General features: G+C 66.3%; 23 protein-coding genes and 1 pseudogene. 14 read left to right on the top strand and 10 right to left on the bottom strand.

Annotation, left to right across the window (positions count from 1 at the left end; all coding sequences use genetic code 11):
- Window positions 1-125 precede the first annotated feature (125 nt).
- Both BST28156_RS28070 and BST28156_RS28065 read right to left on the bottom strand, forming a co-directional pair.
- Entirely contained in the window at window positions 126-425 is a 300-nt protein-coding gene (locus BST28156_RS28070; protein ID WP_060247214.1) for an AzlD family protein, read from the bottom strand.
- The gene (locus BST28156_RS28065; protein WP_060247212.1) at window positions 418-1,158 is read right to left on the bottom strand and encodes an AzlC family ABC transporter permease; all 741 of its coding nucleotides are present in this window, start codon (window positions 1,156-1,158) and stop codon (window positions 418-420) included. The genes BST28156_RS28070 and BST28156_RS28065 overlap by 8 nt, the downstream gene beginning before the upstream one ends.
- Window positions 1,159-1,282: 124 nt before the next feature.
- On the opposite strand from BST28156_RS28065, the gene BST28156_RS28060 reads away from it, so the two are divergent.
- Window positions 1,283-1,741, top strand: a complete 459-nt coding sequence (locus BST28156_RS28060; RefSeq protein WP_059455810.1) for an Lrp/AsnC family transcriptional regulator — start codon at window positions 1,283-1,285, stop codon at window positions 1,739-1,741.
- Window positions 1,742-1,944: 203 nt separating this feature from the next.
- Window positions 1,945-2,514, top strand: a complete 570-nt coding sequence (locus BST28156_RS28055; protein WP_060247321.1) for a hypothetical protein — start codon at window positions 1,945-1,947, stop codon at window positions 2,512-2,514.
- Window positions 2,515-2,549: 35 nt separating this feature from the next.
- On the opposite strand, the gene BST28156_RS28050 is transcribed toward BST28156_RS28055, so the two are convergent.
- From BST28156_RS28050 to BST28156_RS28030, 5 genes and pseudogenes are all read right to left on the bottom strand, one after another.
- A complete protein-coding gene (locus BST28156_RS28050; RefSeq protein ID WP_060247210.1) occupies window positions 2,550-2,837 on the bottom strand; it encodes a helix-turn-helix domain-containing protein in 288 nt (95 codons plus the stop codon).
- Window positions 2,824-3,111 carry a type II toxin-antitoxin system RelE/ParE family toxin gene (locus BST28156_RS28045; protein WP_279611181.1) on the bottom strand — a complete coding sequence of 96 codons (288 nt, stop codon included), beginning with the start codon at window positions 3,109-3,111 and terminating at the stop codon, window positions 2,824-2,826. Before BST28156_RS28045 ends, BST28156_RS28050 begins: the two co-directional genes overlap by 14 nt.
- Window positions 3,112-3,377: 266 nt before the next feature.
- A pseudogene (locus BST28156_RS28040) lies at window positions 3,378-3,593 on the bottom strand (LysE family translocator); the annotation flags it as partial.
- A gap of 47 nt (window positions 3,594-3,640) precedes the next feature.
- Entirely contained in the window at window positions 3,641-4,501 is an 861-nt protein-coding gene (locus BST28156_RS28035; protein ID WP_174903935.1) for a PASTA domain-containing protein, read from the bottom strand.
- A 103-nt stretch (window positions 4,502-4,604) separates the two neighbouring features.
- A complete protein-coding gene (locus tag BST28156_RS28030) occupies window positions 4,605-4,937 on the bottom strand; it encodes a DUF2322 family protein (protein ID WP_174903934.1) in 333 nt (110 codons plus the stop codon).
- A 199-nt stretch (window positions 4,938-5,136) separates the two neighbouring features.
- On the opposite strand from BST28156_RS28030, the gene BST28156_RS28025 reads away from it, so the two are divergent.
- On the top strand, window positions 5,137-5,463 hold the full coding sequence (locus BST28156_RS28025; RefSeq protein ID WP_060247201.1) for a thioredoxin family protein: 327 nt from the start codon (window positions 5,137-5,139) through the stop codon (window positions 5,461-5,463).
- Window positions 5,464-5,473: 10 nt separating this feature from the next.
- Complete coding sequence (locus BST28156_RS28020; RefSeq protein WP_009691384.1) at window positions 5,474-5,893, top strand: secondary thiamine-phosphate synthase enzyme YjbQ; 420 nt, start codon at window positions 5,474-5,476, stop codon at window positions 5,891-5,893.
- Window positions 5,894-5,917: 24 nt separating this feature from the next.
- Here the strand turns inward: BST28156_RS28020 and atsR are convergent, their stop codons facing one another.
- From atsR to BST28156_RS28005, 3 genes are read right to left on the bottom strand one after another with little or no spacing between them, the layout of a single operon-like run.
- Window positions 5,918-7,726 (bottom strand): hybrid sensor histidine kinase/response regulator AtsR, encoded by a 1,809-nt coding sequence (gene atsR, locus BST28156_RS28015; RefSeq protein WP_174903933.1) that lies wholly within the window; start codon window positions 7,724-7,726, stop codon window positions 5,918-5,920.
- Window positions 7,723-8,223: a putative pterin-binding protein gene (locus tag BST28156_RS28010; RefSeq protein WP_174903932.1), complete on the bottom strand. Its 501-nt coding sequence runs from the start codon at window positions 8,221-8,223 to the stop codon at window positions 7,723-7,725. Before BST28156_RS28010 ends, atsR begins: the two co-directional genes overlap by 4 nt.
- Window positions 8,224-8,264: 41 nt before the next feature.
- Window positions 8,265-9,137, bottom strand: a complete 873-nt coding sequence (locus tag BST28156_RS28005; RefSeq protein WP_174903931.1) for a response regulator — start codon at window positions 9,135-9,137, stop codon at window positions 8,265-8,267.
- Between the two features lie 359 nt (window positions 9,138-9,496).
- Here BST28156_RS28005 and BST28156_RS28000 point away from each other — a divergent pair, with 359 nt between their 5' ends.
- The 10 genes from BST28156_RS28000 (at window position 9,497) to BST28156_RS27955 (ending at window position 23,021) form a co-directional block, all read left to right on the top strand.
- A complete protein-coding gene (locus tag BST28156_RS28000; RefSeq protein WP_174903930.1) occupies window positions 9,497-10,087 on the top strand; it encodes a tetratricopeptide repeat protein in 591 nt (196 codons plus the stop codon).
- 122 nt (window positions 10,088-10,209) lie between these two features.
- On the top strand, window positions 10,210-11,037 hold the full coding sequence (locus BST28156_RS27995; protein WP_060247190.1) for a hypothetical protein: 828 nt from the start codon (window positions 10,210-10,212) through the stop codon (window positions 11,035-11,037).
- 124 nt (window positions 11,038-11,161) lie between these two features.
- Window positions 11,162-12,211: a hypothetical protein gene (locus BST28156_RS27990; protein ID WP_174903929.1), complete on the top strand. Its 1,050-nt coding sequence runs from the start codon at window positions 11,162-11,164 to the stop codon at window positions 12,209-12,211.
- 310 nt (window positions 12,212-12,521) lie between these two features.
- Entirely contained in the window at window positions 12,522-15,533 is a 3,012-nt protein-coding gene (locus tag BST28156_RS27985; RefSeq protein WP_174903928.1) for an ATP-binding protein, read from the top strand.
- A gap of 165 nt (window positions 15,534-15,698) precedes the next feature.
- The gene (locus BST28156_RS27980; protein WP_059516354.1) at window positions 15,699-15,896 is read left to right on the top strand and encodes a hypothetical protein; all 198 of its coding nucleotides are present in this window, start codon (window positions 15,699-15,701) and stop codon (window positions 15,894-15,896) included.
- 409 nt (window positions 15,897-16,305) lie between these two features.
- Window positions 16,306-16,980 (top strand): response regulator, encoded by a 675-nt coding sequence (locus BST28156_RS27975; protein ID WP_040130583.1) that lies wholly within the window; start codon window positions 16,306-16,308, stop codon window positions 16,978-16,980.
- Between the two features lie 143 nt (window positions 16,981-17,123).
- On the top strand, window positions 17,124-20,126 hold the full coding sequence (locus tag BST28156_RS27970; RefSeq protein WP_174903927.1) for a hybrid sensor histidine kinase/response regulator: 3,003 nt from the start codon (window positions 17,124-17,126) through the stop codon (window positions 20,124-20,126).
- A 398-nt stretch (window positions 20,127-20,524) separates the two neighbouring features.
- The gene (locus BST28156_RS27965; RefSeq protein WP_059516142.1) at window positions 20,525-21,445 is read left to right on the top strand and encodes a fimbrial protein; all 921 of its coding nucleotides are present in this window, start codon (window positions 20,525-20,527) and stop codon (window positions 21,443-21,445) included.
- Window positions 21,446-21,677: 232 nt separating this feature from the next.
- Window positions 21,678-22,256 (top strand): fimbrial protein, encoded by a 579-nt coding sequence (locus BST28156_RS27960; protein WP_254596434.1) that lies wholly within the window; start codon window positions 21,678-21,680, stop codon window positions 22,254-22,256.
- 54 nt (window positions 22,257-22,310) lie between these two features.
- On the top strand, window positions 22,311-23,021 hold the full coding sequence (locus BST28156_RS27955) for a fimbrial biogenesis chaperone (RefSeq protein WP_009688123.1): 711 nt from the start codon (window positions 22,311-22,313) through the stop codon (window positions 23,019-23,021).
- Window positions 23,022-23,041 lie beyond the last annotated feature (20 nt).

Genomic DNA, 23,041 nt, shown 5'->3' with positions numbered 1-23,041 from the left:
TCGTGTCGCGTGTCGTCCCGCGCCGTCGGTGCGCAGGCGAAAACGGGCGCATTGCGCGCCCGTCGGTCGATCGGTGTGCCGCGCGCGCCGGCCCGGGCGGCGCATCGCGGCGGGGCTGCATCGCGTTATCCGAGCAGATGCCGGAGCAGGCCGGCCGACGCGACGCCGACGATCACGGTCGGCAGGATCGACAGGCGCGTGGCCGCGAGCAGCGTGATGCCGAGCGCGAGCAGGTCGGCCGGGCGCGTCGACACGAAGGCCGGCGCGATCACCGAGATCAGCACGCAGCCGGGCACGTTTTCCATCACGGCCGCCATTCGCGGGCTCAGCGTGCGGTTGCGCAGCATCACGTAGCCGAGCACGCGCGACAGGTAGGTCGTCGACGCCATCAGCACGATGGTCGCGACGGTAGCGAAATCAGGCATCGCGCGGCTCCGGTTGCCACAGCAGCGTCGCGATCAGCCCCGCGCACGCGCCGGCCGCGACATACCACGCGCCCGGCACGGCCAGATGCGTGGCCGCCGCGACGACGAGACTCACGAACCACGGCCGGCTCGCGCGCATCCCTTTCCACATGCCGCGCAGCAGCACCAGAAACACGGCCGTGAACGCCATGTCGAAGCCGTACTGCTCGACGTTGCCGATCGTCGGGCCGGCCGCCGCGCCGAGCGTGGTCATCGAGATCCAGGTCAGGTAGAGCCCTGCGCAGATGCCCGCGTAATAGGGCACGCTGATGTGGCTGTCCGAGCGCGCCTTCGCATCGGCGAGCGACATCGCCCAGCTCTCGTCGCACATGAAGAACAGCGCCGCGAACGCGCGGCGGCGCGGCAGGCGGCGGATATAGTGCGCGAACGCCGCGCCCATCAGGATGTGCCGCGAATTCACGAGGAACGACATCGCGACGATCAGCGCGATATGCGGCGGCGACGTCCACAGATGGATCGCCGCGAATTCGGACCCGCCGCCGAAGTTCAGGCCCGTCATCATCGGCACCTCGAACAGGCTCAGCCCTTTCTGCGCGGCCTGCGCGCCCAGCACCAGCGCGAACGGCACGAAACCGAGCATGACGGGCAGCGCCGCGCGCAATCCGCGACCCATCTCGGCGAGATACGCGGGCTTGTCGCGAAGCCCGGACGACGTTGAAACGCTACTGCTCATTACTCCTCCTTCGGGGGAGGAATTGTCTGCTTTTTTGACTCGAATCGGGTTGCGTTGTCGCTATGTTTTTCGGAGAATTTGGCATTGAACGTGTAATTTGAGAATTTCCTGGAATCGGATGCCAATGAAGCTGGATGCTATCGACCGGCGGATCCTGAGCGCGCTGCAGCGCGACGGCCGCATGCAGAACGTGGAGCTCGCGCAGGAAGTCGGGCTGTCGCCGTCGCCGTGCCTGCGGCGCGTGCGGCTGCTCGAGGAAGCGGGCGTGATCGAGAAATACGTGGCCGTGCTGAACCCTGCGAAGGTCGGCAAGGGGCTGACGATCTTCACGCGCGTGTGGCTGAAGGGGCAGGACGCGGAATCCGTGAACCGTTTCGCCGACGCCGTCCAGCAGATGCCGGAAGTCGTCGAATGTCACCTGATGGCGGGCGACTGCGATTTCCTGCTGCGCGTCGTCGCGGCCGACATCGACGACTACCGGCGCTTCCAGATGGAATACCTGACGCGCATTCCCGGCGTGTTGAGCGTGAAGACCGACATCCCGATGCAGAAGGTCAAGCTCACGTCGGCGCTGCCGACCTAGCGTTGCCGGCGCATGGCGATGCGTCGACGAACGGTCATCGCCACGCGACAATTGCCCGATACACTGACGAATCACGTGAATCGAACGCCGCGCGGCGTTCGATGTGCAAGCAACTAACGGTCTATGTCGACGCGATCGGGCAGACGGCGCTGCGCGCCGGGCCATGCGTCGATGCAGATGCGTTTCTTCTTGTCGGGCCACCCATGCAGCCAGTCAACAACCCGTGGAATTCGCTGGAAATCGTCAAGCTCGTGCTCGGCGTGCTGACGCCGCTGTCGGTGGCCTGCCTCGGCTGGCTCGTCGCACGGCGGCTGAAGCGGCTCGAGCTCGTGCAGTGGACCAACCAGCGGCTGATCGAGAAACGGCTCGCGCTGTACGACGCGGTTGCGCCGCAGCTCAACGCGCTGCTGTGTTTCTACACGTGGATCGGCTACTGGAAGGACATCTCGCCGGACGACGTGATCCGTGCGAAGCGCGAACTCGACCGCACGTTCCACATCTACCGATACCTGTTCGACGACGACGTGTACGACGCGTATCACGCCTATATCCACGCGCTGTTCGACATGCATACGGGTCCGGGCCGCGACGCGCGGATCCGGTCGCTGATCCAGGCACCCGACGGCGATCGCAGCGTGCACGGCTCGTATGAATGGAAGCCGGCGTGGTCCGAGCGCTTCTCGACGACGAACGTCGTGCCGAAGGACGACGTGCTGCGGCATTACACGCAGCTGATGGAGCGTTTGCGCGTGGCACTCGGCGCGACGCGCTGAAGGCCGGCCGATGGCGGTACGAGGTTCGGGGCGACTCAGGCGAAAGTGATCACGAGTTTCTTGCCGCAGGCGGCCGCATACTTGCGCAGCGTTTCGACCGACGGCGAGTGCTGGCCTGTCGCAAGCGAGCGTTCGAGTCGCGTGACGGCCGGCGCCTTCGTGCCCATGCGCTCCGCAACGTCGGCTTGAGACAGACCGGCGGCTCGCCGCGCGGCAAGCATCGCATCGAGCAGCGCGAATTCCTCGCGGTTCAAGCGCTGATACTCGGCGTGTACCTTCGGATCGGCCAGCGCGCGTTCGCGCAGTGCCTTATAGGTTGCCATCTCGAATCTCCTTCAATCGGCGGCGCGCGGTATCCAGCTCTTTCAACGGCGTTTTCGGGGCCTTCTTCACGAAGCAGTGAAGCATGACGATCTGCTCGCCGACGACTGCGCAGTAAAACACACGGGCGATGCCTTCCGCCCCCTTCAGGCGCATTTCATACAACCCGTCGCCCATCGTGCTGGTGTGAGGCTCACCCAGATTCGGGCCGTACCGTTCCATCCGGTCGGCCAGTGCGAAGAACCGCGCGATCAACGTCTTCGGTAAAGCAAAAATGCCTGCCTCGACACGCTCGCTGAAGAACCGGATTTCAAAACGCTGGTTCGCACAGTAACAAATGTGTTATCTCCATGCAAGTAGCAGTGCCGTCGCGCCGATGGCGCGGGCGGCCTGGTAGAGGGGCGGGATGCACCGGAAACGCGGGATGTTGCTCCGGTGCTTCGTTGACGGCGCGTGAACCTGATTGTTGGCGGTCGATCCAGATCCGGCCAGTCGTCCGAATGGATATCAGGTTTGTCCGCGTACGCGGGACGGGAAGACGATCAGTTGCGTCCGGCCACTGCGAGCCGGGCTGCGAGCCCGACGAACACCGTGCCGAGCAGGTATTGCGGCCGCTTCGACGGACGGCGTCGCGCGCCGAGCCGCTGGCTCAGCCGGCTCGCAGAGAGGATCACCGCGCCGTTCACGACGAGCCCGATCAGGTTGAGCACTGTCGCGAGCACGAGGATCTGCACGGCGATCGAGCCGTGGTCGGGCCGCGGCGCGCGCGAGCGATCCGCGCTGCGCTCCGAAAACGACAGGCGCGTCACGGCTTGCTGCACGTGACGCCGTAGTCGATGACGGTATTCAGCGACGGTCTGTCCGGTTCGCCGCCCATCGTGATCGTGCCGAGCACGCCCGCCGGGCTGCGATAGTTGAACGAGCAGTAGCCCATGCCGGTGCCCGAACACCCATAGACTTCGACGATGCCGTGTTTCATCAGCGTGGCGGCGCCGTCGCTGTCGTCCGGTTTGCGGCGCGCGCGAAGCGGTTGCCAGCCGTGTGCGATCAGCGTTTTGCGCGCGGTGTCGAGCGGCTTCCCGTATACGTTCGGCACGACCGCGCGGCCGTGGCAGAACGTGCGTTCGGCGGCGATCGCGGTGATGCGGAATCCGCCATTTTCTTCATGCAGTTCGGCAAGCGGCGCGCCCGGGCCGTCACCGCCCTGGATCAGCAACGCGCCGTTTTCAAGCACGTCGACGGTGCCGAGGCTGCGCTTGGCCGAGCGCGGCGTATACGCGAGCGCGACCAGTTCGGTGCCACTGAAGATCGCGAGGTTCGCGTTGCGCGCAAAGCAGATCGCGCTCGTCCCGGGCGTCATCCCGCTGACGAACGAGACGACCCGATAGCGGCCGAGCGGCGCTTCGGACGTGACGATCCAGCCGCGCTTCGCGACTTCGCGTCCGGCTGCCGACAGTTTCTTCTCCGGATACTGCGCGCAGAAATCGTCGACCGAACCGTTCTCGGGCGAGCGCGGCAGCGCGCCGAGCGGTGTCAGCGCGATGCCGGCGATATCCGACGCCGTGTGCAGCGTGTCGGCCGACGCTGCGCCGCCGAACGTCGCGCATGCCAGCACGGCAATCGATGCAACGCGGCGGGCGGAAGGCGGGGCAGGGAAGCGGAACACGTGCAAGTCTCCGGAGCGATCGGCGAAGGTCCGATCATATCGCGCGTCGCTGCACAGTTGTCACGCGGGCCCGCGCGCGTGGAGCGCGGCGCTGGCCCGTCGCTTACGCCTTCGCGACGACGTCGATGCGCAGCGCTTCGCCGCCCGCGACGATCGCGAGCAGCCGATCGACGTTCGGGTGCGCACCGGGACGATTGCGCGCGTCCGCCGTGTGTTCGGCGAACACCGCGAGGCCATGCTCGGCGGCTTTCGCGTCGAGCGTGCCGAACGCCTGCTTCAGGTAGTTGTACACCGCCAGCGAACCCTGCTTGCCGGGCTGGTTCTCGATGCTGGCGACCACGTCGCCGTTGGCGCCGACGAGATCGATGCGGGCGATGCCGTCGATGGCCGGCAGTTGCGCGAGATTGTCCTTGAAGACTGCGGTCGGTCGAATCACTGAAAACACTCCGTCGGTTCGATAAAGGTCGGGCCGTATCTTATCCGATCGGGCGCGGCGATACGGCCGGCGCGCGCGTCCCTCGGCCGATCGGCCGAGAGCCGGCGTCATGCGTGCTTTTCCGCTACAGTAGGAGATCGCAGGCCGCGTCTTCCGGCACGACGCGGCCAGGTTCATGAACGGTACACGAGGACCCCCGATGCACACTCCGCAACGCTATACGGAAGACGCGCCCACGCGCGCGGAAGTCGACGCGCTCGCCGGCGCAACCGTCATCGAATTCGGCGCGAACTGGTGCGGCATCTGCGCGGGCGCGCAGCCGTCGATCGTCGAGTCGTTCGCCGCGCATCCCGCTGTGCGTCACCTGAAGATCGAGGACGGCCCCGGCCGCCCGCTCGGCCGCTCGTTCGGCGTGAAGCTGTGGCCGACGCTGGTGTTCCTGCGCGATGGCGTCGAAGTCGCGCGCGTCGTGCGTCCGGCCGATGCGCGGCAGATCGAGGCCGACGGCTTCGCCGCGCTGGCCTGAGGTGACGCGCATGCAACAGGCGATCACGCATATCGGTGTCGACACGCGCGGCAGCGGCCTCGTCGAATTCACGGCGCAGGTGCGCGCATTCGTCGACCAGCAGGCGATCCGCACGGGCCTGCTGACGGTGTTCTGCCGCCACACGTCCGCATCGCTGCTGATCCAGGAGAACGCGGATCCGTCGGTGCAGCGCGATCTCGAACGCTACTTCGCGACGCTCGCGCCCGAGGACGCCACCCGCTACGAGCACGACACCGAAGGCCCCGACGACATGCCCGCGCATTTGCGCACGGCGCTCACGCAGGTGCAGTTGTCGATTCCGGTCGAGCACGGGCGCATGGTGCTCGGCACCTGGCAGGGGATCTACCTGTTCGAGCATCGCCGCGCCGCGCACCGGCGCGACATCGTGCTGCATCTGATCGGCGAGTGAACGAGCGGCGAACGGCCGGCACGCTCAACCGAGCAGCTTCTCGACGAGCGCGCCGAGTTCGCGCAGATGCACGGGCTTCGGCAGGAACGCGTCGAACACCTGGCTGTTGTCGCGCAGCGCGGCCGATTCATACGCGCTGACGCCGAGGATCGTCGGCGCGTGCGCGTCTGCGGGCCGGGCCGCCGCGCGAATCCGGCGCGCGACGTCGAAGCCGCTCAGGTCCGGCAGTTCCAGGTCCAGCACGACGAGGTCGTAGCCTTCGTCGCCGACGCGCGCGACGCCTTCGTGCCCGGTGCCGCACAGATCGGCTTCGATACCGAGCGCCGCCAGCATCGCGCCGAGCGTTTCGCGCGCGTTGTCGTTGTCGTCGACGACGAGCGCGCGTCGGTGGCGCTGCGCAGGGGCGTCCGGCAGCGCGGGCGTTTCGCCGGGCGTCTCGCCGAAGTCGGGCACCTCGACCGGCAGCGTCACGACGAACTCGCTGCCTTCGCCGACGACACTGCGCACCTCCACATGCCCGCGCAGCGTCGTGACGATTTCGCGCACGACGGCGAGCCCCATCCCGATGCCGTCGACGCTCAGTCCGGCCGCATCGTTCGCGCGGTAGAACGGTTCGAAGATCTTCGACAGATGCTGCTTCGCGATGCCGACGCCCGTATCGCGCACGGCGATCTTCAACTGCCGGCCGGCCGGCGCGTCGGCGAGCGCGATCGACACGGCGACCGTGCCGCCGCGCGTGTACTTGACCGCATTCTCGATCAGGTTCGCGAGGATCTGCCGCAGCAGCTTGCGATCGGAGCGGATCGCGAGATCGTACGGCGCGACATGCGACGTGACGGCGATCCGCTGCGCGTCGATCTTCTCGCGGAACGGGTCGAGCACCTCGCCGAGCAGCGCGGCGACGCCGACCGGTTCCGTTTCGGCGAGCCGCTTGGTCGAGCGCAGCTTGATGTAGTCGGTCAGATCCTTGACGAGCGCTTCGAGCGACGACGCGGAATTCTGCAGCCGCCTGATCGTTTTCAGGTTCGCGTCCGACTGCGGGCGCGCGAGCAGGATCTCGATCGATCCGCAGATCGCCTGCAGCGGCGTGCGCAGTTCATGGCTGACCATGCCGAGGAACGCGTTCTTCGCCTCGATCATCTCGAACGCGCGGTCGGACGCCTTGCGTTCCGCGTCGAGCGCCGCGTTCTGCCGGTCGAGCAGGTTGTCGCGCGTGCGCATCGTATAGAACAGCAGCAGGAACAGCACGCACAGCAGCACGCCGAGGACGCTGCCGAGAATCAGGATCGCGCGCTGCTTGGCCTTCAGCTGATGGAACGTGAAGTCGCGCTGCGCCATCTCGATCGCGCGGAAGTAGTTCGCGAGGCCGTTGACCTTCGGCCAGTACGCGTCGACCTCGGCGATCACGCGCGGCGCGTTTTGCGGGGCGTCGCGCAGCAGCGGCACGTCGTGTTTCAGGTACGTCATGAATTCGCCGAGCGTCGCGATTTCGGCGCGCGCCCTCGGAATGCGCAGCCAGTATTCGGACACTTCGGACGGGCGCTGCAGGAAGCCGAACGATACCGACAGGCTGTCGAGCTGCATCTGCACGTGGTCGAAGTCGTCGTCCTGGCGCGTCGCGTACAGGATCAGCTGCCGGTCGAACCGCGTATAGACGTTCCGGTATTGCGACGCGGTCCAGAACACGCCTTCGCGCGGCCCTTCGAGCACACCCTCGTTGACCGAGGTCGCGAGCAGGTCCCACAGCAGGAACGCCCAGGCGGCGAATCCCAGGAGCCAGACGGATCCCAGGACCAGGATGATTTTTCTATTGCGCCATCGCCCGCGCTTCATTTCACGGTCAGGCCGATGATCTGCCACGCGAACTTCGCTTCGCCGAGCGGCGTCTTCAGCTCATCGGGAAACTGGTCGCGCGGATACATGATCCACAGCGGGCCGTAGTTGTCGTTGCCGAGCACCTTGCCGTTCATCGTGCGCGCGAGAATCACGCCGTAGCGGTCGGCGTCGGATGCGGGAATCGTGAACGTGTATTCGTCGATGCAGCGGAATTCGATCTTCGTGCCGTGCGCGCCGACGGTCTTCAGCACGTCGGACAGCCGCGGGCCGGTGAAGGTCGCCTTCGGCGTCCAGCTCGTCGAGGTCGTGATCGAATGCTGCGGCAGCGCCATCAGCGCCTGTTCGGAAAAGACATACACGGCCTTGCCGGGCTGGTTGCTCTTGCCGATCTTGCCGTCGACGGTGAACGTAAACGGCGCCGCCCACGACGCAGCGGCGATGCCGAGCAGGCAGACCGCCATCAGGTGCTTGATCCAGGTCGTCGAGACTCGCATGTCTTTTCCTCGGTCGTGTGGTGAATGTCGTTGTTCCGGCTTCAGCCGATCGCCGTCGCGGCCGGCACCGCGATCTTCAGCTCGCGCGCGACTTCGGCGAACAGGATCGGCAGCCGTACCGGCTTTTCCTCGCAGCGCGCGTTGTAGTGCGACACGATGTGCGCGATCTCGTCCTCGCTTGCCTCGCCGGTCGAAATCTTGCCGGTCAGCAGGAAGATCGGCGCGCCGCTGTTCTCGCTCGAGCGGATCCCGCGCACGAGGTCGGCGGCCGTCTGGTCGCCGAGCATCCAGTCGAGGATGTAGCCGTCGAAATCCTCGACTTCCAGCGCCTTGCGGAACGTTTCGCCGTCATGGTACGGAATCGCGTTCACGCCTTTCTCGATGAAGTACTCGCATACGGTCTCGGCCACGTCCGGCGAATCGTCGACCACGGCGATCCGCGCCGCGTACACGTTCGGCTGGCTCGAACGCAGCTCGACGACGTCGACCGGATAGGTGCGCCCTTCGCGCGCGTGCTGCCGTTCGGTGACGATCCATTCGCCCTGCCACTGCAGCGCGACGAAGTCCGTCTCGATCTGGCTGCTGGCCTTCGTCGAGATCGCGGCCCGGCAGCGAAAGCGCCGCGATTCGATCACGAAGGTCGCGTCGATCATCTCGGCGGCGGCCGGCTGCGCGCCCTTGTCGTCGAGCAGGATCGCGGGCGGCACGCCGAAATGCGTCGCGATGTCCTGCAGCTGCGACAGGTTCCACGGGATCAGGCCTTTCATCTTGCGCGTGACGACCGAGAAACTCAGCCCGAGCACGTTCGCGATCGTCGTGTTGTGACTGCGCGGCGGGATGCCGTTCCGGTTCAGAAGGTCGCGCACCTTGGTGGCGGTGATGAGGTCGACGTTGGCCTGCTCGCTGTTGGGCATCTCGATCGGGTCTCCAGGGGTTTTGGCGAGGAAGAGCATATTCAAAAGTGACGTACTACGCAAACTTTGAAACAGCGAATCACCTTGACATGTCATTTTTCTCCATTATTATTGCTCACCACGTCACTATTGTTTGTCGCGTCATGTTTGGAGATCGCAGCTGGGGAGAGCCGGCACGGCGAAAAGCGGCAGCAACACAGTGACAGAACGATTCGAAGAGAGAACCTGAGAGAGCCTTGGAATGCGTGTCGGCGCAGGCGGATCGAATTCGCCGCGCCGCGCGCAAGCCGGGTGCGAGCTCACGGGGGTGTGGATAGCTCGAAGAATTGCGGCGCCAATAAAACTAGAGGAAAGCACCAATGTATCGCCGTTTACTCGCACCGGGGCTGCTGTTGCTGCTGGCCGCGTGCGCGCAGGATCCGTCCGTCACCAGCAGCACGGTGCGGATCTGTGACGACACCGGTTGTTCCGATCGACCTAAAGATCAGGTCTCCTACCAAAAAAGGGACGATTCGGAAGACCGCGAAGATCCGCGTATCGCCGCACTCAAGCAGACTGCGAAGACGCAGCCGAAGGCCGCGTACGATCTCGGCCTGCGCTATTTTCGTGGCGACGGCGTTCGTCAGGACAGCTATCAAGCGATCAAGTGGATGCGCGACGCCGCCGAGCGCGGCGACCTGAACGCGCAGAAGGCGCTCGGCAGTTTCTATCTGTTCGGTCTCGAGGAAATGGGCTCCGATCCGCGCGAGGCGGACAAGTGGCTGTCGATCGCGGCGGCCCGCGGCGACAAGGAATCGAAGAAGCTGCTCGAGCTCGCGCGCAACGAAAAGAAGGCCGACGAAGACGACTGGAAGTGGCGCACGCAGTGGCGCGACGTCTACTACGGCTACTGGTATTCGGGCTATCCGTATTACGGCGCCTGGCACCAGACTTACTGGTACGGCTACTGACCGGACCGGAAGCAACGGGGGCCGCTGCGAGGAGACCGCCATCGCGCGCCATGCCCGGGGGGCTTATCGACGTTCGCATGAACCCATAAGCCGAACAACGACTCTTTCGATCGATAACGACAATGAAGACCACTCTTTCCCGACGTCTTACCCAAGCTGCGCTGGCCGCAGCGTTTTCCGCATCGCTGGCCGGCTGTGGCGGCATGGTGTCGCCCGGCGGCCAGAGCCTCGGCGTGACCGGTGCCGCCGCGGGCGGCGCGAGCGCCGGCGCCGATTCGGGGCTGCAGCGCTGCACGTCGCCGCTCGGCACGATCGCCGTCGATGACGGCCGCAATGCCGACTGGTGGGGCCCGTTCGGCAGCGCGACCAAGGTGACGAGCATCGATCCGCTGCTGCGCCTGGCCGTCCAGCAGTCGAACTGCTTCGTGATCACGTCGATCGGCAACCAGAAGACCGACTCGCGCCTGTCGCGGATCACGCAGATGCAGCGCAACTCGGGCGAATACCGCGCGGGCTCGAAGCAGCAGAAGGGCCAGCGCGTCGCGGCCGACTACTACATGGAACCGCAGATCGTGGTCAACGATTCGCCGATCGGCGGCATCGGCAGCATGATCGGCGGCCTGATCGGCAACAGCGCGGTCGCGGCGGTCGCCGGCCACCTGCAGACGAAGGCGTCGGTCGTCACGCTGACGCTGTTCGACGTGCGCTCGGCGGTGCAGATCGCGGCGGCCGAAGGCAGTTCGACGGCCACCAACTACGGCGCGGCGCTCGGTGGTCTCGGCGGCGGCGTGGGCGGCGCGCTCGCAGGCTTCTCGACGACGCCGGAAGGCAAGGCGACCGTCGTCGCGTTCATCGACGCATGGAACAAGATGGTCGTCGCACTGCGCAGCTACAAGGCGCAGGACGTCAAGGGCGGCCTCGGCCGCGGCGGCCAGCTGCAGGTCAACTGACGTACGCCGGCCGGCGGCGCGGCCGCCGGTCGTGCCGATTTCCGATCCACCACGGCCCGTGCGCGCGGCTCCGTCCGCGCGCACCGGCTTCGTTCGTCCGGTTCGTTTCGAGGAGGGAATTCCGATGAAAGCCGTTGCATTGATCGCGCTGACCTGTCTGGCACTGACCGCCTGCGGCGGCGACGACAGTTCGTCTCCGGCCGCATCAGCCGGCAACGGATCGGGCACGGGCAGCACCGGCGGAAGCGGCGGTATCGGTAGCGGGGGCAGCGGCGGGAGCGGAGGAACCGGTGGGACGGGCGGGACCGGAGGTACCGGCGGCACGGGCAGCACGGGCGGCAGCACGCTGACGCTGCGCTACGAGGCGCAGCCGCTTGCGTCGGATGCGGCGAGCTTCCTGACGCTCCTCAATGCCGAAGGCGCGAAGGGCTACCGCTATCTGGGAGACGGCGCATACTCGCCGCCCAACGGCGAGGTGCGTTCGATCTTCGTGAACGACGGCACCGCACCGACCTACACATACCAGCTGCAGTCCAACCCGGCCGACATGACGAGCTTCGTCACCCAGGCCAATGCGCAGGGCGCGAACGGCTACCGCTACGAAGGGCCGTACTCGTACGGCTATCTGTATCGGAAGGACGGCGGGTCGCCGGCCACGTATTCGTACGTGACGACGGCGCTGCCGGCCGATCCGGCCGCGTTCCTCGCGCAGGCGAACGGCCAGGGCCAGTCGGGCTACTGGTTCTTCGGTCCGATGATGGTGGGGACGGTGCAGGCGAACGTATACATGAAGAACAACGCGTCGGGTGCGACCTATACCTACGATACGCTGGCGCCGCAGACGACCGTCGACGGCTTCGTCGCGCAAGCCAACAGCGAGGGCGCGAAAGGCTATCGCGCGAAGGGCGACATGCTGTTCGGCACCACGATCTCGTCGGTCTACGTGAAGGACCAGACGCAGTCGCCGACCTTCACGTATCAGTCGGCCGCGCTCCAGGGGACGGCCGCGGACTTCGTGCAGCAGGCGAACGGCCAGGGCGCGAACGGCAACGCCTATTTCGGCGATCTGTCGTTCGGCACGGTGGTGCCGTTCGTGACGGCGTCGTTCTACTTCAACGCGAGCAACTGCTCGGGCTTCCTGTGCACGACGCTGAATCCGCTCACGCAGAACTGAGCGGGCGCAAACCCGTGCGGCGCGCCGCTTGCCTGTGGATGCCGGACTGGCGCCGGCCCGCCGTCGATTGGGACGCTGTCTTGTCGATCGCTCGCGGGACTGCGCGATTTCACGCCCAAAATCTCGGTCAAGTTCAAAACAATAGCCAGAGCATATTGGACATGTACTAAATCGTTCGTATTGAACTGATTTTCGCAGGACCGTTTGGCATGATCGAACCGTTTCCATCTTTGTACGGTTTCGTTCATGCGATGCATCGGCCCCCGGATAGGTTTGCCATCCGGGGGCCGATGCGTCGTCGTCCTGCGCCATGCCTTACAGTTCGCTTCAATCGATCCGGCGTTACCAGAGCATCTCGATGTTCGGCGGCGGAATTGTCGTGACGGTCCTCATCCTGATTGCCTGCGCACTCGGGATGGCGTCGATCGTCTACGGCTATCTCGACGGCGAGCGGCGCAACTATCTGGCCGGCCTCGTGCAGACGCTGAACGAAATCAAGGTCAGCGAGACGTCGTTTCGCAACGGCGTATCCAATGCGCAGCTGATCTGGCGCGACATCGATCACGCGCCGCAAGGCATCGTCGATACGTTCTACGACAACGACCAGCAGATCGCGATCAGCCCGTATCCGTCGGTCGTGTTCGGTGTGCCGGGGCAGACCGCCGACCGGCGCGAGGTTGCGCGCTACCTGTCGCTGTCGGTGCTGCTCGCGCGCATCTGCGCGGCCAGCTCGATCAATCGCGGCTATGCGCTGATCGGCTATCACTACAGCACGCAGACGGGCGTTTTCGCGCTGGTGCCGGATGCCCGTACCGACGACGCGGCGCTGCTGACGCCGGAAGGGCGCGCCCGCGCGATGGACGCATTGCGCGTCGACTTCGAGGATCAGCCGTCGAGCGCCGGGCACGGTCGTCCGCACGTGCGCTGGCTGCCGCCGTTCGTCGACCCGCTGTCCGGCGAGTTGCGGATCCGGCTCGCCGCGCAGGCGCAGATCGACGGCGAGCCGTTCGCGGTGCTCGTCACCGAATACGCGCCGGACTACCTGCTGTCGTGGCTGCCCGCGCATCCGGCCGACGGCATGTTCTTCGTGACAACGTCCGACAACCGGCTTGTGGCCACCGGCCCCGGCATCGCACAGGACGACGCGCGAATCACGCGGCTGCTGCGTCTCGACGCATCGCGCGATCTGGCGAGCACGGACGAGCCGGTGTTTCGCGACGGCCACGTGCTGTTCCGCGGCAAGCTCGACAATACCGGCTGGACGCTCGCCTATGCGCTGTCGTGGGCCGACGTGATCGCGAACGTCGCGCTGCGCGCGGGTTTGCTGCTCGGCGCGTCGCTGCTGACGATCGCGATCATGTGGACGCTGCTCGTGCGTTTCCACCATCGCATGCTCGCACCCGTCTATGCGCGTTCGCAGCGCGTGTTCGACAGCGAGTCGCTGTGCCGTAGCGTGATCGAGATGGCGCCGATCGGTCTCGGGCTGATCTCGCGCGCCGACGGTCATTTCATGCTCGTCAGTCCGGTGCTGGCCGAGCGGATCGCGCAGCTGGGCAGCGACTATCGCGCGCTGTCCGGACAGATCGTCGAGCAATACCGCACGCGCGCGTCGAGCGGGCCGCTGCAGGTCGATCTCGTGCTGCCGGACGCCGCCGCCGACGCCGCGCCGCTGCACCTCGAAGTGATCGCATGCGGCGCGCGCTACCAGGAGCGCGACGTGCTGATCGTCGCGGTCGTCGACGTGACCGCGAAGCGGCAACTGGTCCGGCAACTCGAGGAAGCCGTGCGCGCGGCCGATTCCGCGAATGCGGCGAAGTCGTCGTTCCTGGCCGCGATGAGCCACGAGATCCGTACGCCGCTCAACGTGATTCTCGGCAATCTCGAACTGCTCGACCGTCATGCGCTCGACCTGTCGCAGCGCAGCCGCGTGCGCACGCTGCGCACCGCGGCGGCGGGGCTGCTGGAGCTCGTCAGCGGGATCCTCGATTTCTCGAAGATCGAGGCCGGCGCGATGTCGGTGGAATCGATCGAGTTCGACGTGATGGGCGTGATCGCGCGCGAGCTCGGCGCGTTCGCGCCGGTCGCGAAGGCGAAAGGGCTGTCGTTGTTCTGCGAGATTGCCGCGAGCCGCACGCAGCGGATGCGCGGCGACCCGACGCGGCTCGCGCAGGTGTTCGGCAACCTGCTGAGCAACGCGATCAAGTTCACCGCGCAGGGTCATGTGACTGCGCGCGTGCTGGTCGTGCGCGGCGAATGCGGCGCGGCCGAGCTCGCGATCGCGGTCGAGGATACCGGCATCGGCATCGGCGGTGCGGATCTCCACAAGCTCTTCAAGGCGTTTTCGCAAGTCGATGCGACGATCACGCGCCGGTACGGCGGCACGGGCCTCGGGCTGGCGCTGTGCGACCGGCTCGTCACGGCGATGGGCGGGCGGATCTCGGTGACGAGCGCACCGGGCGCGGGCAGTTGCTTCACGGTGCGCGTGCCGCTCGGGCTCGGCATCGAGCCGTTCGGCGCGCGCGTCGCGCGCGACGCCGGTACGCTGCTGCTCGTCGCGCCGCAGCCGGAGTGGCGGCAGTTCGCGCTGCCGCACCTGTCCGCATGGGGTTTCGACGTGGACGTCTACGAATGTCCGTGGCAGATCCCGGCCGCGCGCCATGCGCATGCGGCCGCCATCGTGCTGTTCGGCGACGCCGATGCATGGTCGCGCGACGCGCTCGACCGGCTGGGCGGCGGCGCGCCGCTCGTGCTGGCGACGCCCGACGGTCCGCTGGAGCCGGTACGCGCCGGCCGCACGATCCGCATGTCCAGCTACGCGCTTCACGGCCTGCACGTCGCACTCGGACAAACGCTGGCCGATACGCCGGCGCCGCTTGCCGGGCCGCGCGAAGTCGCGGCACCGGCTGCCGCCGTCGCGAGTTCCGCCGCGCTGCGCGTGCTGCTGGCCGACGACGCCTCGGTCAACGGCACGATCCTGCGCGAACAGCTCGACGTACTCGGCTGTACGGTCCGCGTTGCCGGGCTGGGCCGCACGGCGCTCGACCTGCTCGATGCGGACGAATGGGATCTGCTGCTGATCGGCACCGATCTTCCCGACATGAAGGCGGTCGTGCTCGCGCAGACCGCTCGTCTGCGGCACGTGTCGTGCGACGTCGTGATCGTGACGTCGCATCTGATGCCTGACGACGCGCGCGGCTATGCGGCTGCCGGCGTGGAATGCGTGCTGACCAAGCCCGTGACGCTCGCGCGTTTGCGCGGTGTGCTGACGAGCGTGGCGCATCACAGCGGCAGGCACGTCGGCGGCGCCGCCATGCAGACGTAGCCGCCAAAACAACAACAGGATCGCGCGCGGCTGTCGCATGGCGGTGTCGCGCGACACGCAGCGATGCGGCCCGGCGCCGTAACCGGGTGTCCGAGGTATCGAAGGCAGGCCTGCGCCGCAACGCGCGTGCGGCGTGGATTATTTTGGGTGAAGAGGGGAAAGACAGTGCGTCACATGGAGAAGGTCTTCGCGCTGCTGCTCGATTTCGCCACGCTTCCTGAAAAGTCCCGACGAGACTTTCTGGCGAGGATCAACGAATTCTTGATCATGTCGCCATTGCAGAAGCGGCAGGCGATCGACGAGTGGAAGCTGGTCGCGGAGCACAGGCGAGACGAGCGCCGCGAGGATCCGGGCGGGCATTGATCGTGCGGAAGCGAACGCGCTGACAGGCGCGCGCAGGCAGTAGCGCGGGTTGGATGCGCGGCGGCGTCGATTGGCTCGCAGGCGGGCCGACCGCGTGTCGGAAGCGCAGTCGCGCGTGACGCGATGCGTCGCAAATGCATGTCGCGGCGCAAATCGACGTGCGTTGCGGCGATCCGCGGCATGTCGCATCAGCAACAGGGCCGATGGCCGGGGCCCGGACCGCGCGCGCGTGTCGCGCGCGCAAACGAGTTCACCGATGTTATTGTCTTAAAATTACATCGTGCTTGCCTGACCGATGCATCGGATTGGCGAGCTTGGCCTGTGACAGGACGAGCGAGCGCCGGAGGCTGCATTGCACGTCGCGGCGCCGAGCGGGCGCATAATCGAAAGGTCGGGGAGAACAAGGACCATGGATGAATTCTTTGTGCGGGTGATGGTGGCGGACGACCATCCATCGTCCGCGATCGGCATGTCGAAGGCGCTCGCGGAGAGCAGCACGATCCGGCTTGTCGGCACCGTATCCAACTCGACGGATCTCGTCGCGGCGCTGGAAGAGCATCCGAGCGACGTGCTGGTGCTCGACTTCGTGATGCCGGGCGGGAAGTTCGGCGACGGGCTCGTGCTGCTGTCGTTCCTGCAGCGCCGTTATCCCGCGCTGCGCATCGTGACGATCACGATGATCGACAATCCGAGCGTGCTGCATGCGATCCGCCGGCAGGGCGTCGGCTGCATCCTGAGCAAGTCGGACGCGATCTCCCATCTGGTCGGCGCCGTGCACGCCGCATTCGTCGGCGCCGACTATCAGTCGCCGCACATCAAGCAGCTGCTCGAAAGCACCGGCTCGCCGGCGATCGAGCGTCCGCTGACGACTCGGGAAATCGAGGTGGTTCGCCTGTACAGCGCCGGCCTGACCGTCGGCGAGATCGCCACGCAGCTGCATCGCAGCAAGCAGACGATCAGCTCGCAGAAGGCGAGCGCGATGAAGAAACTCGGCATCGTGCGCGACGCCGACCTGATCCGTTACGCGGACGAGGGCCGGCTGCCGGTCGACCCGTCCGCGGACATGCCGGACGACGGCGCGTAACGCATGCGCCGCGCGCTCGCCCCGCTTCGACGAAGGCGCGCGCCTGCCCGCATGCCGGGCCGCCCGGCGGCGGCGCGCGACAGCGTCCCGCGCAACGTGCGCGCCGCGCGACGGGACGCCGAGCGTCCAGGACAATCGATCGTATGCCGACCAAACTGAAGCTGCTTGCCGCGCACGACGGCGCCGCGAGCGGGAAGCGATTCGAGCCGGCCCGCGTCCGTCGGCAGCAGCGCTCGCTGCTGTATGGCGGCGGCGTGGCGGTGACCGTCTTCATCGTGGCCTGCGCGACGCTGGTCGCGTTGCTCGACGTGTACGACTTCCTCGCACGGTCGCGCTCGGCGTTTCTCGGGCGCGAGGCCGAACTGCATGCCGAACTTCAGATTGCGAACGTACTGCTGACGCATCACGTGGACAGCATGGAGATGTTCGCGAGCGCCGGCGCGCGCCCCACGCCCGATCAGTTGCGCCAGTTCACCGACACGAACGGCCGGATGATCGTTCGCAGCCGCACCGGCCAGCCGTCGGTCGCGGCGTTGGCCGACATCACGCCCGATCATCCCGCCGGCAGCTATGCGGCGTGCCTTGCCTTGTTGACCGGGCAGGCGGACGTGATGGTGGTGCCGATGCCGCACACGGCCAACGCCGGATTGAGCGCATATCTGGCCTGCGCGAACCAGGACTTCATCGGCATCGTCGGCCTCACGCCGGTGGGCCGCGCGTTCGACCGGCTGCCGGCCATCGACGTGCACGCGCTGCTGCGCGACGTGCGTCCGCGCCGCGGCGAAGGCGTGGCGCTGCGCTCCGTCGATGGGCGCGACGACGCGACGCTGACGACGCGCAGCGATCCGCTGCTCGGGCGTTCGGTGCTGCGGCTGACGCGCCCGGTGCTCGATGCGGCGGGGCAACCGGTCGCGTGGCTCGTGATCAATACGCGGGCGCGAGTCGGCGAGCTGATGACGCCGGACCATGTCGACGAGACGCACGCGCTGATCGATCGTCACGGCACGGTCGCGATCGGGCAGCCGGCCGATGCGGCGCTGGTCGAGCGCGCACTCGCGTTCGCCGGCGATCCGCAGGGTGGACATGCAGGCCTGCACCGGATCGGCACGCGCTTCGTGATCAGCGATCGCTTGCCCGAATCCGATCTCGTGCTGATGACGACGTTTTCGTGGCGAAGCATCGCCACCGCGCTGGCGCCGTCGCTCGGCGCCACCGCCGGCACCGCGCTGTTCGCGCTCGCTGCGTTGTGGCTGACCATCTGGGCGTTCGACCTCCGCGCGCTGCGTCCGGCGTATCGTCGCGCGATCCGGCTGATCGAAAGCGAGTCGTTGAATCGCATGCTGATCCGTACCGCGCCGGCGGGCCTCGCGCTGGTATCGCTGGCCGACGGCGACGTGATCGTGCGTAACGACACGATGGCCCGCTACGACGAGCAGGCGACCGGCACGCCGCTCGGCAAGCGTCTGTGGCACGCGTATCGTGACGGTCGCGACCGCCGCGACGGCGGCGGCAGCGCGCGCGTCGTCAGGTGCGAACTGGCGATCGATCCCGACCGGCCGGATAGCGCATATGTGGCGGCGAACATCATGCGAACCCGATACCGTGGCGTCGACGCGCTGCTGTGCACGCTGCTCGACATCACCGCGCGCCGGCAGACGGAGCAGAAGCTGCAGGAAGCGCGCGCGGCGGCCGAATACGCGAACAAGGCCAAGTCGACCTTTCTCGCGACGATGAGTCATGAAATCCGCACGCCGCTCAACGCGATCATCGGCAATCTCGAACTGATGGGGCGCGCGCCGCTCGCGCCGACGGAGCGGCGGCGGCTGGAGACGGTCGCGTCGTCGTCGGACGCGCTGCTGCGCATCATCAACGACGTGCTGGACCTGTCGAAGGCCGAGTCGAACCAGATGACGATCGAGCGCATCCCGTTCGACGTCGGCGACATGCTGCGCGATGTCGTTGCGTTCTATCGTCCGCTCGCGGACGCGAAGGGCCTGACGCTCGCGAGCCGGATCGCGCCGGCGCTGTCCGACGGCCATGTCGGCGACCCGGTGCGGTTGCGCCAGATCGTGTCGAACCTGATCGACAACGCGATCAAGTTCACCGAACGCGGCAGCGTGACGATCGACGCGCAACTGTCGTCGCCGGACGCGGGGCCGCGCTGCGTCGAGATTCGCGTGACCGATACGGGGATCGGGATCCCGGCCGACAACCTGCCGACCCTGTTCGACGTCTACCTCCAGGCCGACACGTCGATCTACCGCCGCTTCGGCGGCACCGGCCTCGGGCTGCCGCTGTGCCGCCGCCTCGCGCGTCTGATGCACGGCGAGCTGACGGTCGACAGCACGGCGGGCGAAGGCACGACGGTGCTGGTCGCGTTGCCGCTGCCGGAGGCGCCGCGCGGCTGGCGCGGCGCGGAGCCGGCTCGCGACGCGTTCGCGGTCGACGCGACGCCGCATGCCGATGCGCGGCCGATGCGCGTCCTGGTGGCGGAGGATCACCCGGCGAGCCGCGCGCTGCTGCGCGACCAGCTCGAATTGCTTCAGCACGACGCGACGATCGTGACGAACGGCATCGAAGCGATGCGCGCGTTCTTCGGCGCGCCGTTCGACGTCGTGCTGACCGATCTCGGCATGCCGGAACTCGACGGCTACGCGCTCGCCAATTTCCTGCGCGAGCAGCATACGCGCGTGCCGGTCATTGCGATGACCGCCTACGCGACCGAGGAAGACTATCGACGCTGCGAGCAGGTTGGCGTTGCGGAAGTCGTGCTCAAGCCGCTGGCGATTGCGGTGCTCGACGCCGTCCTGAGGCGGCATGCCGGCGCGGGCGAGCATGCACCGGCCGGGCGCGAACCGGCGCGGCGCGACGAGCCGCCGGCGATGTCGGACGAGATTCGCGAAACGCTGCGTACGGCCACGCTGCAATCGATGGCGTCGATCGACGCTGCGCTTGCGCGTCGCGACCTGGCGACGATCGGCGTCGAGCTGCATTCGATGCGTGGCGGTTTTGCGTTGGCGGGCGACACCGCCGCGAGCGACGCGTGCGCGGCGATGGAGCGCGCGGTCGGGGCGCAGGCGTCCGACGCGAACTGGCAGGCGTTCCAGCACGCGATCGGGCAGGCGCTGGCGCGTCTCGAGCGTTGACGGGCGGCGTGGGCCGGGACGGCGGAGTGTCGCGACAGGTGTGCGATCTGAAGTGGCGCTCGTCGACTGATATCTGCAAGATCGCATGGAATTTCCGGCCCGGACGGATTGCGCACGCATCGATTTAGTATTTGTACGAGTGAATATCCACGTAGATTAAAACTCGTCCCGTATTCGGGCACGAGTCGGAACGCGTACGCTATATCCCTCGATGCCGCGCATCCGTGTTGGGGCGAAACTGCCATACCAGCGGCTTTCGCATCGCCACTACCGGTCACATGTCGCGCGGCCCAATCCCGTCTGTATCCCCGGATTCCACGAATGCTTTCGTTTCGGCCACGGCGCGTGCGCCGCGGTGGCACCGATCCGAGGCCCTGCATTCATTCGTTTACTCGCTCATGAAAGCCAAAGACTTGTCTACCCGACTTCTGCTTGTCGCTGCAACGATGCTCGGCTTCGCCGGGTCTAGCACCGCAGCCAACATATACGCGTTCGGCGGCAGGGACCTCGCCGTTCCGTCAGCCGTGCCGTCCGGTGCCACGCTGTCCCGTTATACGTTCTCGCCGGCCGAGGTGTGCGGTCAGAGCCAATGCGAAATCTCGCTCGTCTTTCTCTATAACAAGGGCAGTATCTGGGAAAGCAACGTCACCGGGCCGGACATGGAAACCAATGTTCCGGGCGTATCCGTTCGTTTGTTCTTCGACGGAAAGCCAGTCACTTCCAACTTCACCGGCACTTTTTCACGCATCGCCGAACTTCAGCTGTTTCGCAACGGCGGCCCGATCGCGAGCGGGGCGTTCTCGAGCGGCTCGTTCGATTCGTACTACATCATCAGCTACAAGACCGGAATGATTTCTTCGCGCGACTCGTCGATCCGACTGTCGGGCAAGGTTACCGCAATCGACGGGACGTGCGAGGTGCCGGATCAGAACGTGAAACTGCCGCCCGTCAGCTCGGGGCAGTTGCACGGTATCGGCGCGACCGCAGCCGACACGCCGTTCAATCTCTCGGTGACCGGATGTCCGCGCGGCTTCAATCGTGTCGGCTACACGATTCTTCCGGCGGGCGGCTCCGTGCCGGACGGTTCCGGCACGCTGCCTTTGCTGCCCGAATCGACCGCGACCGGCGCGTCGATTCGAGTGGTCGATGCGTCCGGTACGCCGCCGAAGTTCGGCGCATCGCTCCCCGTGACCGCATATAGCAAAGACACCGGCGGGTCGTATCAGATTCCGATGCGTGCTTCGTACGTGCAGACCGCCGGCAAGGTGACAGGCGGCTCGGTCCATGCCGCGATCGTGGTCCTGCTCGACTATCAATAGGGCGCACGCTTTGCCGGCGCGCCCGGTTCGATGCGGCGAGTCGCATCGGAAATTCAGTTTAGAACAAGTCCGATATCTATACGCGTCCTTATCGAATATGTCCTATTTATTGGGGTAGGTATCCGCCAATAAAATTAAATTAACTCTTGATGATTGTTTAAAAGAGTTAAATTTTGCAATTGAAATGGAGTAAATCGTGACTTTCGATATCAAAAAAATAACCGCGGCTGCAGTGGCTGCCGTTGCCGCGAGCAGCGTGATGGCGGCAGACGGCACCATCAATTTTTCGGGAGAAATCGTCACGGCGTCGTGCTCGATCTCGAGCGGCGCGGGTGCGAACGTGACGGGCGGCAAGGGCGCGCAGAACGTCGAAGTGAAGCTGGGCAAGGTCAGCTCTGACGCAATCGGCTCGGTCGCCGACGGCCAGATCGCGGCCGGTACCAACATCAACTTGAATCTCGATTGCGGCAACACGGCCGACAAGCTGACGACGGTGAAGGTCCGCTTCGACCCGAACGGCGGCTCGGGCGTCGATCCGAAGAACGTCTATCTGCTGAAGACGACCGGCACGGCGAAAGGCGTCGGCATCGGCATCTACGACATCGACAACAAGCTGCTGAACCTCGCCGCGAACGAAACCTTCGACGCGCCGCTCGTCAAGACGACAACACCGGGTGCTGCCGAAGGCGATCCGGAAGTCGTCAACTATTCGGCCAAGCTGGCGCTGCGCGCGGCCTACGTGAAGAACGGCGACCCGGTCAAGGCCGGCGTCGCGAACGGCACGCTGCCCTTCACGCTCACCTACGAGTAAGTCAACCTGCTGGAGGCGATCTCCCGGTCCCTCCAGCGTCAATTCGGATCCGAGATGAAACAACGATTCATTGTCAGCGTGTTGCTGGCCTGTGCGCTGTCGATTCTCCCTGGCTTGTCGAGTGCAGGCGTCACGCTGGAAAGCACGCGCGTGGTATTCCCGCCAGGGGGAAAGGAAGCATCGATCCTGGTCAAGAATCGCGCATCCGAGGACGTCATGATCCAGTCGTGGGTCGAGTCCGGAAGCGACCCCAAGGCGGCGGTCCCGTTTGCGATTACGCCGTCGCTGAGCCGGCTGGGGCCCGCCAAGCAGCAGGTGCTGCGCATTTTCTATCAGGGGCGCGGCCTGCCGTCCGACAAGGAGTCGGTGTTCTGGCTGAACGTGCAGGAGATTCCGCAGAAGGCCAAGTCCGACAACACGCTGCAGATCGCCGTGCGTCAGCGGGTCAAGGTCTTTTACCGGCCGTCCGGTTTGCCTGGCAATGCGGACGAGGCCGCGAGCCATCTCTCATGGCGCGTCGTCGAGGCCGACGGCAAGCCATTCCTGGAGGTCAGGAACGACTCGCGTTTCAACGTCTCGTTCGGCGCGGTCAAGCTGGTCAGCGGCCAGAGCGCGCAGCGCGTGCCGGTCGAAATGGCGGTGCCCGGCGGCACGCAGCGCGTCGAGATCACCGGCAAGCACGCGACGCCCGCCCGCGTCGAATACGAGACGGTCAACGACTACGGCGCGATCGTGTCGCACTCCCGCGACGTCTCCCCATCTTGAGCGCCAGACCGCCCGCAGCA

It is taken from the genome of Burkholderia pseudomultivorans, assembly GCF_902499075.1.
In the GTDB taxonomy this organism is placed as follows: domain Bacteria; phylum Pseudomonadota; class Gammaproteobacteria; order Burkholderiales; family Burkholderiaceae; genus Burkholderia; species Burkholderia pseudomultivorans.
This window is presented reverse-complemented; position numbering and strand designations above follow the sequence as displayed.